The organism is Micromonospora sp. CNZ285 (genome assembly GCF_004637285.1).
On the sequence record NZ_SPQD01000001.1, the window covers coordinates 6118406 to 6131776 of the forward strand.

At 71.2% G+C, this 13371-nt stretch carries 17 protein-coding genes; 5 read left to right on the forward strand and 12 right to left on the reverse strand.

Translation table 11 applies throughout. The features are described from left to right. Positions 1-26: 26 nt before the first annotated feature. The gene (locus CLT75_RS28325; protein ID WP_167796980.1) at positions 27-614 is read left to right on the forward strand and encodes a nucleoside monophosphate kinase; all 588 of its coding nucleotides are present in this window, start codon (positions 27-29) and stop codon (positions 612-614) included. 152 nt (positions 615-766) lie between these two features. Here CLT75_RS28325 and CLT75_RS28330 read toward each other — a convergent pair whose 3' ends face one another. From CLT75_RS28330 to CLT75_RS28360, 7 genes are all read right to left on the reverse strand, one after another. Then, positions 767-1462, reverse strand: a complete 696-nt coding sequence (locus CLT75_RS28330) for a proteasome protein (RefSeq protein ID WP_135243223.1) — start codon at positions 1460-1462, stop codon at positions 767-769. A gap of 152 nt (positions 1463-1614) precedes the next feature. Continuing rightward, on the reverse strand, positions 1615-1830 hold the full coding sequence (locus CLT75_RS28335) for a hypothetical protein (protein WP_135243224.1): 216 nt from the start codon (positions 1828-1830) through the stop codon (positions 1615-1617). A 27-nt stretch (positions 1831-1857) separates the two neighbouring features. Continuing rightward, on the reverse strand, positions 1858-2640 hold the full coding sequence (locus CLT75_RS28340; RefSeq protein WP_135243225.1) for a methyltransferase domain-containing protein: 783 nt from the start codon (positions 2638-2640) through the stop codon (positions 1858-1860). Positions 2641-2650: 10 nt separating this feature from the next. Next, a complete protein-coding gene (locus CLT75_RS28345; RefSeq protein WP_135243226.1) occupies positions 2651-3103 on the reverse strand; it encodes a hypothetical protein in 453 nt (150 codons plus the stop codon). 16 nt (positions 3104-3119) lie between these two features. Then, the gene (locus tag CLT75_RS28350) at positions 3120-3599 is read right to left on the reverse strand and encodes an SRPBCC family protein (protein ID WP_135243227.1); all 480 of its coding nucleotides are present in this window, start codon (positions 3597-3599) and stop codon (positions 3120-3122) included. Continuing rightward, a complete protein-coding gene (locus tag CLT75_RS28355; RefSeq protein ID WP_013473924.1) occupies positions 3596-3943 on the reverse strand; it encodes an ArsR/SmtB family transcription factor in 348 nt (115 codons plus the stop codon). Before CLT75_RS28355 ends, CLT75_RS28350 begins: the two co-directional genes overlap by 4 nt. Positions 3944-3970: 27 nt before the next feature. Beyond that, complete coding sequence (locus tag CLT75_RS28360) at positions 3971-4609, reverse strand: YwqG family protein (protein WP_486485291.1); 639 nt, start codon at positions 4607-4609, stop codon at positions 3971-3973. Between the two features lie 116 nt (positions 4610-4725). Here CLT75_RS28360 and CLT75_RS28365 point away from each other — a divergent pair, with 116 nt between their 5' ends. After that, a complete protein-coding gene (locus CLT75_RS28365; RefSeq protein ID WP_135243228.1) occupies positions 4726-5484 on the forward strand; it encodes a hypothetical protein in 759 nt (252 codons plus the stop codon). 25 nt (positions 5485-5509) lie between these two features. On the opposite strand, the gene rox is transcribed toward CLT75_RS28365, so the two are convergent. The 3 genes from rox to CLT75_RS28380 are packed head-to-tail and all read right to left on the reverse strand — an operon-like array spanning position 5510 to position 8273. Beyond that, on the reverse strand, positions 5510-6937 hold the full coding sequence (rox, locus tag CLT75_RS28370; protein ID WP_135243229.1) for a rifampin monooxygenase: 1428 nt from the start codon (positions 6935-6937) through the stop codon (positions 5510-5512). 22 nt (positions 6938-6959) lie between these two features. After that, a complete protein-coding gene (locus CLT75_RS28375; protein ID WP_135243230.1) occupies positions 6960-7283 on the reverse strand; it encodes a hypothetical protein in 324 nt (107 codons plus the stop codon). A 51-nt stretch (positions 7284-7334) separates the two neighbouring features. Further along, a complete protein-coding gene (locus CLT75_RS28380) occupies positions 7335-8273 on the reverse strand; it encodes a helix-turn-helix domain-containing protein (RefSeq protein WP_135243231.1) in 939 nt (312 codons plus the stop codon). Positions 8274-8367: 94 nt separating this feature from the next. Between CLT75_RS28380 and CLT75_RS28385 the strand changes: the two genes are divergently transcribed. The 3 genes from CLT75_RS28385 to CLT75_RS28395 all read left to right on the forward strand — a co-directional run bounded on the left by CLT75_RS28385 (position 8368) and on the right by CLT75_RS28395 (position 12604). Continuing rightward, entirely contained in the window at positions 8368-9378 is a 1011-nt protein-coding gene (locus CLT75_RS28385; RefSeq protein WP_135243232.1) for a saccharopine dehydrogenase NADP-binding domain-containing protein, read from the forward strand. A 131-nt stretch (positions 9379-9509) separates the two neighbouring features. Beyond that, positions 9510-11630: a cellulase family glycosylhydrolase gene (locus tag CLT75_RS28390; protein ID WP_135243233.1), complete on the forward strand. Its 2121-nt coding sequence runs from the start codon at positions 9510-9512 to the stop codon at positions 11628-11630. A 110-nt stretch (positions 11631-11740) separates the two neighbouring features. Next, a complete protein-coding gene (locus tag CLT75_RS28395) occupies positions 11741-12604 on the forward strand; it encodes an alpha/beta fold hydrolase (protein ID WP_135243234.1) in 864 nt (287 codons plus the stop codon). A 6-nt stretch (positions 12605-12610) separates the two neighbouring features. On the opposite strand, the gene CLT75_RS28400 is transcribed toward CLT75_RS28395, so the two are convergent. Beyond that, positions 12611-13075 carry a hypothetical protein gene (locus tag CLT75_RS28400; RefSeq protein WP_135243235.1) on the reverse strand — a complete coding sequence of 155 codons (465 nt, stop codon included), beginning with the start codon at positions 13073-13075 and terminating at the stop codon, positions 12611-12613. A gap of 79 nt (positions 13076-13154) precedes the next feature. Further along, positions 13155-13346, reverse strand: coding sequence for a hypothetical protein (locus tag CLT75_RS28405; RefSeq protein WP_013283933.1), 192 nt, complete (start codon positions 13344-13346; stop codon positions 13155-13157). Positions 13347-13371 lie beyond the last annotated feature (25 nt).

Consider the following 13371-nt stretch of genomic DNA (forward strand, 5'->3'; position numbering starts at 1 on the left):
CTTCGGCGCACAACATGGGAGCGCACATGCCCAACGTGGCCCTCATCGGCGGGCCGGTCGTCGATCTGGCTTCCGCTGCGTCGGCTCTGGCAGACGCCTGCGGCCTGCATGTCGTCAGCGCAGGCAATGTCTTCCGCCAGCACGTGCAGCAGCGGACTCCGCTGGGCGAAGAGGCGAACGGTTATATGCAGGCCGGACAGCTCGTCACCGATGAGCTGATGGTCAGAGCCGTCGCCGACGCGCTAGCCGACGTCGACGGTAGCTGGGTGCTGTACGACTTCCCTCGCAAGATCCGTCAGGCCGAGTTGCTGACCCGGAGCGGCCATGTTCCCGACACGGTGATCGAACTCGTCCTGACCGAGGACCAACTCCACCTCGCCGTTCAGCGCCGGGTAGAGCGACGGATCGAACTTGATCCCGAGGTCGCCGTGCGACGCCAGGAACTCCTACTCATGTACACGCATTCACAGGAGAACCACCAGGCGCAGATCGAGCCGTTGCGCGCCTACTACCGGGCCCGTGGCCTGCTGCAAACCGTCAGCGGCTTCGGCGATCTCGCGGACGTAGCAGCCAGATTGATTTCTCTGGCCTCCCAAGACCAACGCCGCCCGTGAGATTGAGCAGGTAGGCCGGCTCCCGGTCGACGGGCGAGGGACTTCGTCACGTTGTCAAGGCGGCCCTGAACGGGCCGCACGCGCCACCACCTGGGCGCGCGCGGCCGTTGCTCCGCCGGCGTTCCGGCTCCGGCCACCCAACACGCCCGGCGTCAGTCGAACAGGTCGTCGAGCGCCTTCTGTTCGAGGTCGCGCCAGCGCTCGGCGTCCTTCAGCGCCTTGGCGATCTCCTTCTCGTCGAGGTGGTGGGCGCCCTCCTCGCGGATGCACGCGACGCTGAACGGCCCGCCGACCGACGGCGAGGTCCGCTCCAGGGCCTCCAGCACCCGTACCACGCCCACCACGCCGTACTCGACGGTGCGCGTGGTCATCCGGAAGTGGGACAGCAGCGCGCCGGCCTGCTGGGCCATGGGCGCGCCGGAGCCGATGGCATGGAAGCCCACGTCCTCGTAGCGGCCGATCAGCCCGTTGGGGTTGATCTCCACGATCCACGGCCCGCCCTGGCTGTAGCCGGCCGCGAGCAGGTACGCCGACACCCCGCCGCCGGCGCCCTCGCCCGGCACGTCCGGGATGTAGTTCTCGTAGTGCTTCTTGAAGACGGGCAAGACGCGCTCCTGCAACTCGTCGCCGATGTCGGGTGCTTCGAGGATGGCGGTGGCCGAGTCCTGGAGGAGGGGGCGAAGGTCGTTGAGTACTCCCCGCGCGCCGCTGCCGCCCCAGGCGGCGCAGTCGCCCAGCGGGTGCAGCTTCTGGGCGGGGAAGCTCAGACCGCGGTCGCTCTCGGTGATCTGGGAGTCCGCGCCGATCACCACCCCGTCCTTGCAGACAACGGCGAGTACGACGGTCATGAGGTCCTCCTGAGCAGGGGTAAGGGGTAGGGCGCGAGGTACCCGGCATCCCGCCTGCCTACACCCCGACAGGTGTCGGCCCGCTCACTGCTCCGGACGAGAACGTCGTGCGCCGGCACGTTCGTCGCAAACCAGCGCCGGGTCGACCACGATCACTGGGGCTCGTGGAAGTAGACGGTGGCCGACCACCAGTCACCGTCGGCAGTGATCTCGTTCTGTACGACGACGTCTTGGACCTCGATGCCCGGCCGCTGTTCGATGCTCTCGGCGATGCGGCGTAGTAACGCCGGCACGCTGTCCTGGCCCGGGCCCACCGGGTTGGCCTGCGAGAAGTGCTTGATGGTCCACGACGGCGGTTCGGACGGCATGGCGGCAGTCTGCCAGTGCCCTCCGTCTCAGGTGACGGTGGCCGCGGTGAGGAAGAACGTGACAGCGTAGGTGAACCGGCCCGCGTCGACGGCATGGTCGAACTGGTCTTCGAACGCGCGAGCTTCGCCGGGTTCGAGTACGCCGCGCTGAGCCGCTGTGGCAGCCCAGCTGCGCAGGCCCAGAACGTTGTCGGCGGCGGCCGGGTCGCGAACCAGCAGCGTTCGGGGCTCGACGGTGATGCCGGCCAGACCGAGCATGGCGAGAATGCCGGCGTGCCGGTGGGCCAGGGTGCCGTTGCGGAGGAGGAGGTCCGCCCGGAACCGCAGCACACGTCGCGCCAGATCCTGGTCGGAGATGTCGAGCACCTGCGTGTCGTAGTCGGGGTCCGCGAGGACGATGCGGCCACCCGGCCGGACGACCCTGACGAGCTCCCCGATCGCGGCGTGGGGCTCGGCGAGATGTTGCACGGTGCGGTCGGACCAGGCACCGTCGAAGGAGTCGTCGAGGAACGGCAGCCGGTGGGCGTCGGCCACGGCGCATTGCGTCAAGCCGCGCGCCTGCATGGCGGCAGCCATGGTGACGGCGCGGTCCACTGTCACCACGCCGGCGTCGTGTTCGTCTCGGAGGCGGACCGCGCTCGCCCCGGTGCCCGCACCGACATCGAGGTAGCGCCGGCCGGGCACCGGATGGAGCAGCTCGCGGACCCGGTGCTGATAAGCCTGGTAGAAGGGCTCGTCGGTGAGGCGGTCGAGCACGCCGACCCACGATTCCGGGTCTGACTGCCGGTCGACGTCGGTGAATCCGTGCACGATCGGGAGCTTATTGCGCCGCCGTCGGCTCTTGCGGCAACGGCGTGGGGTGCAGCGTGAGGTGGATCAGCCCGTGCTCCTCGTGCACGGTGCAGCTCAGTTCGTAGGGATCGGCGGTGCCGACGTGGAAGATGAGTGTGACTCGATCCCGTACGAATCTCTCCGTGCCGGTGGGCCTGCCGAAGACGCCGGTGATGTCTTGTCGATCCATCCCTGCTCGGAGGGGGAGTCCGAGCGCGTCGATCATGCGCTGAGCCGTCGCCTCCGGCAGGGCCGCGAGGTCGATCGCTACCGAACGCGTCACGCCGGGAGCCGATTCAAGACGAAGCCACTCGGTGAAGCCGGACGCCTCCCCGACCCAGCGACGCCCCAGGTACTCCCAGCCGCGAAGCTCCTCCAGGTCTTCCACCGCCAGGAATTGGGCGAGGCGAAGCTGACCGAAGGCGTCATGCGAGATCCTCAACGAGTCGCCTCCGGCGTTATCTCGCCTCGGTGAACAGGCCGGCGTAGCGGTTCAGGTACAGCGGCCAGCCCTGATCGTGGCCGACGCCGTCACGAACCGACTCCCAACCCGGACCGTGCCGGTCCAGGTTGCGGTGCTCCAACTCGACCCGGGTGCGCTGCGGTGTCTCGGCGACGAACCGGACCTCGACCTCGCTGGCGTTGTCCAGATCCTGTTCGAGCTGCCATGCCGGGCTGATGTCCCAGCTGAAGACGAGCCGGTCCGGCGGCTCGAAGACGAGGATGCGCGCCCAGGCGCACTCGCTGCCGTCCTCGGCGCGGTCGTAGATGTGTCCACCGACCTTCGGCTCGAACACCGTCTCCGCGATCGGCGACGACAGCAGGTTGTGCTCCTTCGGCTTGAAGTCGCCGAACCGCTCCGTGAACACCGCGAAGGCGCGCTCGACCGGCGCGTCGACCACGATCTGCCGCTGTACCACCGCATCCGTTCCACTCATGATTCCTCCTCGTCAGGGCGCTCGGCGACGTCCTTGAAGCCGTCCAACGCGCGGCTCCAGTAGGTGTCGAGCTGATCTCGTAGGGCGGCCACGCCGGCGGGATTGAGCCGGTAGACACGCTTCGTGCCCGCCGTGCGGTCCGTCACGAGGCCGGCGTCCTTCAGCACCCGCAGATGCTGCGACACCGCCGGCCGGCTGACCGGCAGCACCGCGGCCAGCTCGCCGACCGCCCGCGGCTGCTCCGCGAGACACGCGATGATCGCCCGCCGCGTCGGGTCGCCCAGGGCGTCCCACCCGTCCTCGGTTCGGTAAGTGCCCACGAACGGTAAGCTACGGCTTACCAATGCCGTTCGTCAAGCCTGAAAAGCAGGTCACTGTTGCCACAGGAACGCCGCCGTCGAGCACGGCCGGCAGCGGAATCCGTACCCGCAGCCACCGCCCCCGAAGTTGAAGCCGGTGCGGTGATCGTGGCCCTCCTCAAGCTGGACGACGAACGACATGGGCAGGGCGCAGGCGGGACAGGTAGGCGTCTGGTCGAACTGGAGCCACGCCGGCAGTCCGCCGAGCTGCCCGAGGACGTCTCGCAGCGGTCGGCCGGACTCACTGCGCCAGCGTTCGCGCGCCTCGTCGTAGCCGCCGGAGTCCTGCATCGGCGCGTACGTGACGGCGGACGTCTCGGCGGCCAGGACGGTGTCGCCGGAGGGCACGGCGGACGGAGCCAGCGCCCCGGAAGGGAAGACGAACGCGCGATTGCCGCCGGCTGTCGCATCCCACTCGTCGCACAGGCCCGGATCGTTCTGGCACATGAAGACCGACAGGTGTTCGTTGTCGGCCGCGTCGATGTCGTCGAGCCGGACCTGAGCCAGGAACTGCATCGGCCCGTCGCACTCGCCGCACAGTGGCCAGTCGAAGCCCGCGGGCACGAGCGGAACACCACCGGTACGCGTGCCGGGCGCGTCTGGCGCCGTGTCGCCGTTGTAGATCATCAGAACCGTCACGCGGCGCAGCATAGGGGAGCGCGGATGCGCCCGGGCCCGTCCGGCAGTCGGCTCGCAGCCGGGCGGCCGATCGGAGCCACGTCGGTTGGTAGCCTGACGCCTCCCGTACGACGGATGGAGTCTGCCCGGTGCTCAGGATGGTGCTGCGAAGGTTGGGCGCGGCGGGCGCGGTCTGCGTGGTGGCCGCGTGCGGACCCTCGACTCCTGATCCGGCGGATCGTGCGGCGGACGAAGCCGTCCCCGCCACGGCCCAGGCGAACGGCACGCCCACCACCGGGCAGCCGTCCGCGATTCCGGCGACCGGCGGCGCCGGCTACTCCGCGTCGTTGTCGGCGCGGCTGGTGACCACTGACGCGCTGCCACCGGGGTTCACCGTGCAGATCGCGACGGGCATGGCCCCGGATGCGGGCCGGCAGCGCCCCGGCCCCGAGGTGCCCTGTGCGGACCTGATTCCGCTGTTGTCGGCCAGCCGGCTGACCGGTACTCCGTCGGCGATGGCCGCTGCCACAGTCAGCTCCGCCGAGGGCCCCGACTACCCGTGGGTGGCGAACGAAGTCCTCAGGACGTACGCCGACGACGGCGCCCGAGAGGCGATGGCGGACCTGCGGACGCTCATCGGCCGGTGCCCCACCGTCGCGTCAGCGAGCCAGGACGGAGGCAGCTACCGTTTCGCGGTGGTACCGGGGCCGCGACTGGGGGACGAGAGCATGCGCGTCGACTCCAGCACGAATTCCGGATCGATCACCTTGGAATGGGACAGCATCCTCGTCCGGACCGGCACCACCCTGGTGACCGTTCATGAGCAGGGCAACGAGCCCGGCGGCGACGATCATCTTCCCCGACTCGCCGAAGCCGCGCTCCGCAGCTACCAGACGACCGGACCCTGAACGCCCTCGGGCGTTCGGCGGCAGCTCACCTCGTCGCGCCACCGAACCATCTGGTCAGCGCATCCTCCAGCGCCTGCTGATCGTCACCCACCCAGACCGCGTGCCCGTCCGGCCGCAACAACACCGCCGGCACGTCCAGCTCGTCGCCGGTGCCGGCGACGAGCCCGACCCGGTCGGCCCAGCCGTCCACCGACAGCTTCCCGGTCCCGTCGAGCAACAACCCGCCGCCGGTACGCATCAGCTCGTACAGGCGTCCCTCCCGCAGCGGTACGTCGCGCAGCCGCCGCCCGAGCAGGTCATGTCCCTCGCCGACGTCGTACCGCACGCTGATCGCGGTGACCTTCTCGATCAGGAAGCGGTTGACCTCGTCGAAGTCCATGAGCTGCGCCAGCACCTGCCGTACCGCCTGCGGTCCGGGCTCGTTCGTGGTCAGCAGCATCTGCGCGCGGGTGTTCGTCAGCACGTCGGCGGCGACTGGGCGCCGCTCGGACTCGTAGGTGTCGAGCAGGCCGTCCGGAGCCCAGCCGTTCACCGTCGCCGCCAGCTTCCACCCCAGGTTGAACGCGTCCTGGATGCCCAGGTTGAGCCCCTGCCCGCCGAGCGGCGGGTGGACGTGCGCGGCGTCGCCGGCCAGGAAGACCCGCCCGACCCGGTAGTGCTCGGCCAGGCGGGTCGCGTCGCCGAAGCGGGACAGCCAGCGGGGGGAGTGCACGCCGAAGTCGGTGCCCGCGTACGCGGTCAGTTGCCGTTTGACGTCGTCGAGTGTCGGCGGCACCGATGTGACGTCGGCCGCCGGTACGACCACCCGGAACACGCCGGGCTTCCCGGTCGGTCCGAGCCCGAACCGCTTCTCGGTGCGGCGTACCTCGGTCATGATCGCGGTGATCTCGTCCGGCGGCGCTGTCACCTCCATCTCGCCGAGCAGAGTGTCGATCGTCGACGGCTCGCCGGGGAAGCCGACGCCGAGCAGCTTGCGGACGGTGCTGCGCCCGCCGTCGCAGCCGACCACGAACCGTGCCCGCAGCGGCGGCACGCTCGCGTCGTCGAGGTGGACCGTCACGCCGTCGTCGTCCTGCTCCAGCCCGGTCACCGCACTGCCGCGCCGGATCTCGGCGCCGACCTCGGCGGCGTGGTCGGCGAGCAGCCGGTCGGTGAGCGTCTGCGGGATGCCGAGGACGTACGGGTGAGCGGTGTCCAGGTCGGCGGGCGCGGGCTTGTCGATGCCGGCGAAGAATCCCCGGATCGGATGCGTGCCGCCGTGTTCCAGGAACCGCTCCAGCAGCCCGCGCTGGTCCATCACCTCGATGCTGCGGACGTGCAGCCCGAGCGAGCGCACGTACGGCGGCGGCTCGGCGTCCCGCTCCAGCACGAGCACGCCGACGCCCTGAAGGCGCAGTTCGCTCGCCAGCATCATGCCGGTCGGCCCACCGCCGACCACGATCACGTCGAACACATCTTCCCCCGTGCCGCGAGTGTCAGGCGACAGTCCCCTTCGGTGGCACGAAACCGCCGGAGAGGGCGCGGATGCGTACCACGAGCGCGGCGACGATCGGCTGGTGGTCGAACCGACCATAGCCGCCGTGGCGGAACGCGCGGGCCTCGAAGAACAGGCAGGCGCGCAACTCGTCCACGTCGTCGCCGAGCCGGCCGGTCCGTTCCCACCGTTCCCGCACCGTCTGCGCGACGGCAGCGAGCGGCTCGAAGCCGCCGTGGAGTTCGTAGCCGTTGTAGGTGCCCGCGAACCGGAAGAACTCGCTGCCGCCGGCGCCGTCGTCGGGCACCCGTACCTGCTCCGTCATGGTCTGCTCCCGGTGGTCGGGCGGCCGACGCTACAACCGCCCGTCAACCGGTCAGCCGCGGCGGAACGTGCGGCGGTAGGTGTCCGGCGGTACGCCGACGGTGCGCTGGAAGTGTCGGCGCAGCGTCGTCGCCGTACCCATGCCTGATGCCTCGGCGACGGCGTCGATGCCGTCGTCGGTGTTCTCCAGCAGCTCCTGCGCCCGCCGGATGCGCTGCGTGGCCAGCCACTGCGACGGCGTGGCGCCGGTCGCGGCGGTGAAGTGGCGGACCAGGGTGCGGGTGCTCATGCTGGCCTGGCGGGCGAGATCGGCGACCGTGAGCGGGCGGTCCAGCCGCGCCATCGCCCAGGGGAGCAGCGCGGCGAGCGGGTGGTCCTCGCGGGCCGGGACCGGGGTGGTGACGTACTGGGCCTGGCCGCCCGCGCGGTGCGGCGGCACCACCAGGCGGCGGGCGACGGCGTTGGCGACTGTCGAGCCGTGGTCGCGGCGGATCAGGTGCAGGCACAGGTCGATCGCGGCGGCCTTGCCGGCGGAGGCGAGCACGTCGCCGTTGTCCACGTAGAGCACGTCCGGGTCGACCTGGACGCGCGGGTAGCGCGCGGCCAGCGCGTCGGTGTGTGCCCAGTGGGTAGTGGCGCGCAGCCCGTCGAGAATGCCGGCGGCGGCGAGCACGAACGCGCCGGTGCAGAACGAGACCATCCGTGCGCCCGCCTCGTGCGCGGCGCGGACCGCGTCGACCAGGTCGGACGGCGGCTCGGCGTCGGTGTCCTCGATCGCCGGGACGATCACCGTGTGGGCGCGGGCGAGGTGGTCCAGCCCGTGGTCGGGCGTGACCGCGAACCGGCCGACGCCGACCGGGCCGGGGCCGCAGAGCACCAGGTCGTACCAGGGGTCGGCCAGGCCGGTCGGGTCGCGCACGAAGATCTCGCACGCCGCCGCCAGCTCGAAGTGCAGCATCCCGTCGGTGGCGGCGAGCGCCATCAGGGTCATGTCCGAAACTGTACGGGCATTGGCGTTTGCGCCACTGTCCCGGCCCTCGGATCCCGGCGAGGATCAGTTCAGTCGATCTTCGAGGGAGAGCATCATGCAGGTGGCGGTGTTCGGGGCGTACGGGCACACCGGGCGGTTCGTGGTGGCGGAGCTGCGGGAGCGGGGTTACGAGCCGCTGCCGGTCGGGCGCGACGCGGGCAAGCTGTCGGCCGCGTTCCCGGGGGAGGAGCAGCGGGTGGCGTCGGTGGACGACCCGGCCTCGCTGGATCGGGCGCTGGCCGGGGCGGCGGCGGTGGTCAACTGCGCCGGTCCGTTCGCCTCGACCGCGGGTCCGCTGATCGAGGCCGCGGTGCGAGCGGGGATCCCCTACGTCGACGTGGCGGCCGAGATCGAGGCGAACCGGGACACGTTCGCCCACTACGCCGAGCGTGCCGAGGCTGCCGGAGTCGCGGTGGTGCCCGCCATGGCGTTCTTCGGCGGGCTCGGCGACCTGCTGGTCACCGCCGCGATGGGGGACTGGACGGCGGCCGACGAGGCACACGTCGCGTACGGGCTGAGCAGCTGGCACCCGACGGCCGGGACGGTCGCCTCCGGCGTCGTCTCGCGCGAGCGCCGCGACGGCCGGCGGGTCCGCTTCACCGACGGGCGCCTGGTGTACGCCGACGGCGACCTGCCCCGCCTGGACTGGGAGTTCCCGCCGCCGCTGGGTGTCCGGCCGGTGCTCGGCGAGTTCACCATGGCCGACGTGGTCACGGTGCCGAGTCACCTGGACATCCCGGAGGTGTGCACGTACATGACCGTGAACGCGGCGGGGGACCTGGCCGCTGGGGACGCGCCGGCCGCTGTGGACGAGCGTGGCCGGTCGGCGCAGACGTTCACCGTCGACGTGGTGGTGCGCGCGGGTGACGTGCGGCGGCGGGTGGTGGCCCACGGGCAGGACATCTACGCGATCAGCGCGCCGCTCGCGGTCGAGGCGGTCCACCGGATCCTGACCGGGCGGACGCGGGCGACCGGTGTCGCGTCGGCCGGGCGGATCTTCGACGCGCCGAACTTCCTGCGCGCGCTGTCGGCGCACCTCACTGTCGAGACGCCGCCGGCCGCCTGATGCCCCGCCGGGCTACTGCATCCACGTCTGCCGATTGACAATGTTTGGAATCCAAACTTACTCTCGCGCTGGGCGGGTGCGCGCCCCGCCTTCCCCGTCCACGCGCCCCACCCCACCACGAAGGAACCACCATGTTCCGCTCTCCCCGTACCGCCCGATTGCGGGTCGGCCTGGTCGCCGCGACCGCCGCCGCACTCGTGACAGGCACCGCCGTGATGGCGACGAACGCCCAGGCGGCGGCCGGCTGCCGCGTCACCTACACGACCGCCAGCCAGTGGCCCGGCGGCTTCACCGCGAACGTCGACGTGACCAACCTCGGCGACCCGATAAACGGCTGGAACCTGCGCTGGACGTTCCCGTCCGGCCAGCGGGTCACCCAGGCGTGGAGCGCCACGGTCACCTCCTCCGGCGCCGACGTCACCGCCACGAACGTCGGCTACAACGGCGCCATCGCCACGAACGGCAGCGTCTCGTTCGGCTTCAACGGCTCCTGGTCCGGCGCGAACACCGCGCCCACCGCGTTCTCGCTCAACGGTGTGGCCTGCACCGGCGGCGTCGGCGGAACCACCCCGCCGCCGACCACCACGCCCCCGCCGACCACGCCGCCCCCGACCACCCCGCCGCCCACCACGCCACCGCCCACGACCCCGCCGCCCGCAGGCAACGCCATGGCCGCTGTCGCCGCCATGCAGCCCGGCTGGAACCTCGGCAACTCCTTCGACGCGGTCGGCGCGGACGAGACCGCGTGGGGCAACCCGCGGGTCACCGAGGCGCTGCTCGACAACGTCCGGGCGCAGGGCTTCAACAGCATCCGCATCCCGGTGACCTGGAGCAACCACCACGGCGCCGCGCCGAACTACACGATCGACGCGGCCTGGCTGAACCGGGTACGCGAGGTGGTCGGCTGGGCGCTCGCCGACGGCTTCTACGTGGTGCTCAACATCCACCACGACTCGTGGCAGTGGATCAACACGATGCCCACCGACCGCGCAGGCGTGCTGAACCGCTACAACGCGCTCTGGACGCAGATCGCCGCCGCGTTCAAGGACTCGTCGCCGAAGCTGACCTTCGAGAGCGTCAACGAGCCGCAGTTCACCGGCAGCTCCGGCGACGCGCAGAACGCCACGCTGCTCAACGAGCTGAACACCTCGTTCCACCGCATCGTCCGCCAGTCCGGCGGCGGCAACGCCACCCGGCTGCTGGTCCTGCCGACCCTGCACACCTCCGCCGAGCAGGCCCGGGTGGACGAGCTGGTCAGCACGTTCAACACGCTCAACGACCCGAACCTGATCGCCACCGTGCACTTCTACGGGTACTGGCCGTTCAGCGTGAACGTCGCCGGCGGCACCCGGTTCGACGCGACGGTCCAGCAGGACCTGACCGACCAGTTCGACCGCGTCTACAACGCCTTCGTCACCCGCAACATCCCGGTGATCATCGGTGAGTACGGGCTGCTCGGCTTCGACCGGCACACCGGCACCATCGAGCAGGGCGAGAAGCTGAAGTTCTTCGAGTTCCTCGGCCACTACGCGCGCAGCCGCAAGCTGACCACCCAGCTCTGGGACAACGGCCAGCACTTCGACCGGACGTCCTTCGTGTGGAAGGACCCCGAGCTGTTCGCGCAGATCAAGTCGAGCTGGACGACCCGCTCCGGCACCGCGTCCAGCGACCAGGTGTACGTGCCGCGTACCGGCTCGATCACCGCCAAGAGCCTGACGCTCAACCTGAACGGCACCACGTTCCAGGGGCTGCGCCAGGGCACCACCGACCTGGTGAACGGCACCGACTACACGGTCTCCGGCAGCACCCTGACGCTCACCGCGTCGGCGCTGACCCGGCTCGTCGGCTCCCGCGCGTACGGGGTGAACGCCAACCTCCAGGCCCGCTTCTCCGCGGGCGTGCCGTGGCGGATCAGCATCATCACGTACGACCCGCCGGTGCTCTCCAACTCGACCGGCACCACCGCCGCGTTCACGCTCCCGGCGCAGTACCGCGGCGACCAGCTCGCCACGATGGAGGCGAAGTACGCCGACGGCAGCAACGCCGGACCGCACAACTGGACCTCGTACAAGGAGTTCGACGTGACGTTCGCGCCGAACTACACCGGCAACACGATCGCGTTGAAGCCGGAGTTCTTCGCCGAGGTGAACGACGGCCAGCGGGTCACGCTGACGTTCCACTTCTGGAGCGGCACGAAGCTGACCTACTACGTCACCAAGTCCGGCAGCACCGTCACCGGCACGGTGAGCTGACCGCGACGGCACGGCTCGCGGCGGTGGGCGTCGACACCGCCGCGAGCCGCGCCCGGCACGGGTTTCCGCCGGACCGATGATTTCCGGGGCCGGCGCCGGTCGACAGAGGCATGAAGACGCTCACTCTCCAGACGCCCGAGGTCGACCTGGTCTACGACGTACACGCCCCCGAGGCGGCCGAGGCCGGGCACCGCCCTCTGTTCATGATCGGCCAGCCGATGTGCGCCGACGGCTTCACCACGCTCGCGTCGTACTTCCCGGACCGCACCGTCATCACGTACGACCCGCGCGGTCTCGGCCGCAGCGTCCGCAAGGACGGCCGGAACGACTCGCTGCCCGAGGTGCAGGCCCGGGACGTCCGCGACATCGTCGACGCCCTCGGCATGGGCCCGGTCGACATGTTCGCCAGCAGCGGCGGCGCGGTGACCGCGCTCGCCCTGGTGGCCGCGTACCCGGACGTGGTGACCACGCTCGTGGCGCACGAGCCGCCGCTGGTCACGCTGCTCCCCGACGCCGAGGCGGCCGGCCGGGCGATGGCCGCCTGCCAGGAGGCGTACCGGAGGAACGGCTGGGGCGCCGGCATGGCGGCGTTCATCGTCATGACGTCGTGGCGGGGCGAGTTCACAGACGACTACTTCGCCCAGCCCGCGCCGGACCCGGCCGCGTTCGGGATGCCGGCCGAGGACGACGGCAACCGGGACGACCCGCTGCTCTCCGACCGGTCCGCGGCCGTCACCGTCTTCCGGCCGGACGCCGACGCGCTGCGCGCCGCGCCCACCCGCGTGGTGATCGCGGTGGGCGAGGAGTCGGCGGAGACGCTCACCGCGCGGACGTCGGTGGCCACCGCCGAGCTGCTCGGCGGACAGCCCGCGGTCTTCCCGAGCCACCACGGCGGGTTCCTCGGCGAGGAGATGGGCCAGGCCGGGCAGCCGGAGGCGTTCGCGCGCCGGCTGCGGGAGATCCTCGACGCCTGATCGGGCTCAGGCCCGGCGCACCTCGGTGAGCATCGCGGGGTACGGCCCGGCCGGTGTGCCGGGCCCGGCCTGGTCGGCGGGGACCACGTTCTCCATCCGCAGCCGCAGGACGGCCGGGTCGGCGGTGTCGAGGACGATCCGCCACTCCCAGCCGCCGCCGTACCCGGCGGTCAGCTCGACCGCCGCCGCGCCGCCCGTCGCGCCGGTGAGCGTCATCGGTGTCGGCTGCTGGTGCCACGAGTCGCCCCACCAGGCGACGAGCGAGCCCGGCCGGTCACCGGCGGCGATCACCAGCAGGCCGTCCTGCGGGCCGTCGTCGGGGTGGCTCCACGAATACGACACGGTGGACAGGTGCCCGCCGGCCGCGGTGGCGACGGTGAGCGCAACCGGCGACTCGGCGAGCGGGTCGGCGGGCATCAACCGGAAGCCGTTTGTGCCCGCCCAGGACCCGGTGACGTCGGTGAGAAGCATCGCCCCAGGATAGGAACCACCCCCGACAACGCACGCACGCTCGCCGATCGTCCGGCCTCAGATCCCCGGCGGGACGGGGTCAGGCGGAGAAGTCGTCGTCGGCGTCGCGGGCGTCCGCCTGGATGTGCTCGCCGGGTCGCTTGCCCCGGATCTCGTCCTGTTCGCGTACCCGGTCCGCTTCGGCGTGTTCGTCCTGGTTCAGGTCACCGAGCCGCGCCCGGGCCGGACCGGCCAGGTCCTCCAGGTCGTTCTTCGCGCGCTCGACGCTCATGCCGCCTCCCCGGATCGTCGCGTGG

Excerpts from the sequence above, each read along its gene's own strand:
- CLT75_RS28325 (WP_167796980.1), top strand. The coding sequence starts at position 27 with ATGCCCAACGTGGCCCTCATCGGCGGGCCGGTCGTCGATCTGGCTTCC.
- CLT75_RS28330 (WP_135243223.1), bottom strand. The coding sequence starts at position 1,462 with ATGACCGTCGTACTCGCCGTTGTCTGCAAGGACGGGGTGGTGATCGGC.
- CLT75_RS28335 (WP_135243224.1), bottom strand. The coding sequence starts at position 1,830 with ATGCCGTCCGAACCGCCGTCGTGGACCATCAAGCACTTCTCGCAGGCC.
- CLT75_RS28350 (WP_135243227.1), bottom strand. The coding sequence starts at position 3,599 with ATGAGTGGAACGGATGCGGTGGTACAGCGGCAGATCGTGGTCGACGCG.
- CLT75_RS28360 (WP_486485291.1), bottom strand. The coding sequence starts at position 4,609 with ATGCTGCGCCGCGTGACGGTTCTGATGATCTACAACGGCGACACGGCG.
- CLT75_RS28375 (WP_135243230.1), bottom strand. The coding sequence starts at position 7,283 with ATGACGGAGCAGGTACGGGTGCCCGACGACGGCGCCGGCGGCAGCGAG.
- CLT75_RS28380 (WP_135243231.1), bottom strand. The coding sequence starts at position 8,273 with ATGACCCTGATGGCGCTCGCCGCCACCGACGGGATGCTGCACTTCGAG.
- CLT75_RS28385 (WP_135243232.1), top strand. The coding sequence starts at position 8,368 with ATGCAGGTGGCGGTGTTCGGGGCGTACGGGCACACCGGGCGGTTCGTG.
- CLT75_RS28390 (WP_135243233.1), top strand. The coding sequence starts at position 9,510 with ATGTTCCGCTCTCCCCGTACCGCCCGATTGCGGGTCGGCCTGGTCGCC.
- CLT75_RS28395 (WP_135243234.1), top strand. The coding sequence starts at position 11,741 with ATGAAGACGCTCACTCTCCAGACGCCCGAGGTCGACCTGGTCTACGAC.
- CLT75_RS28400 (WP_135243235.1), bottom strand. The coding sequence starts at position 13,075 with ATGCTTCTCACCGACGTCACCGGGTCCTGGGCGGGCACAAACGGCTTC.
- CLT75_RS28405 (WP_013283933.1), bottom strand. The coding sequence starts at position 13,346 with ATGAGCGTCGAGCGCGCGAAGAACGACCTGGAGGACCTGGCCGGTCCG.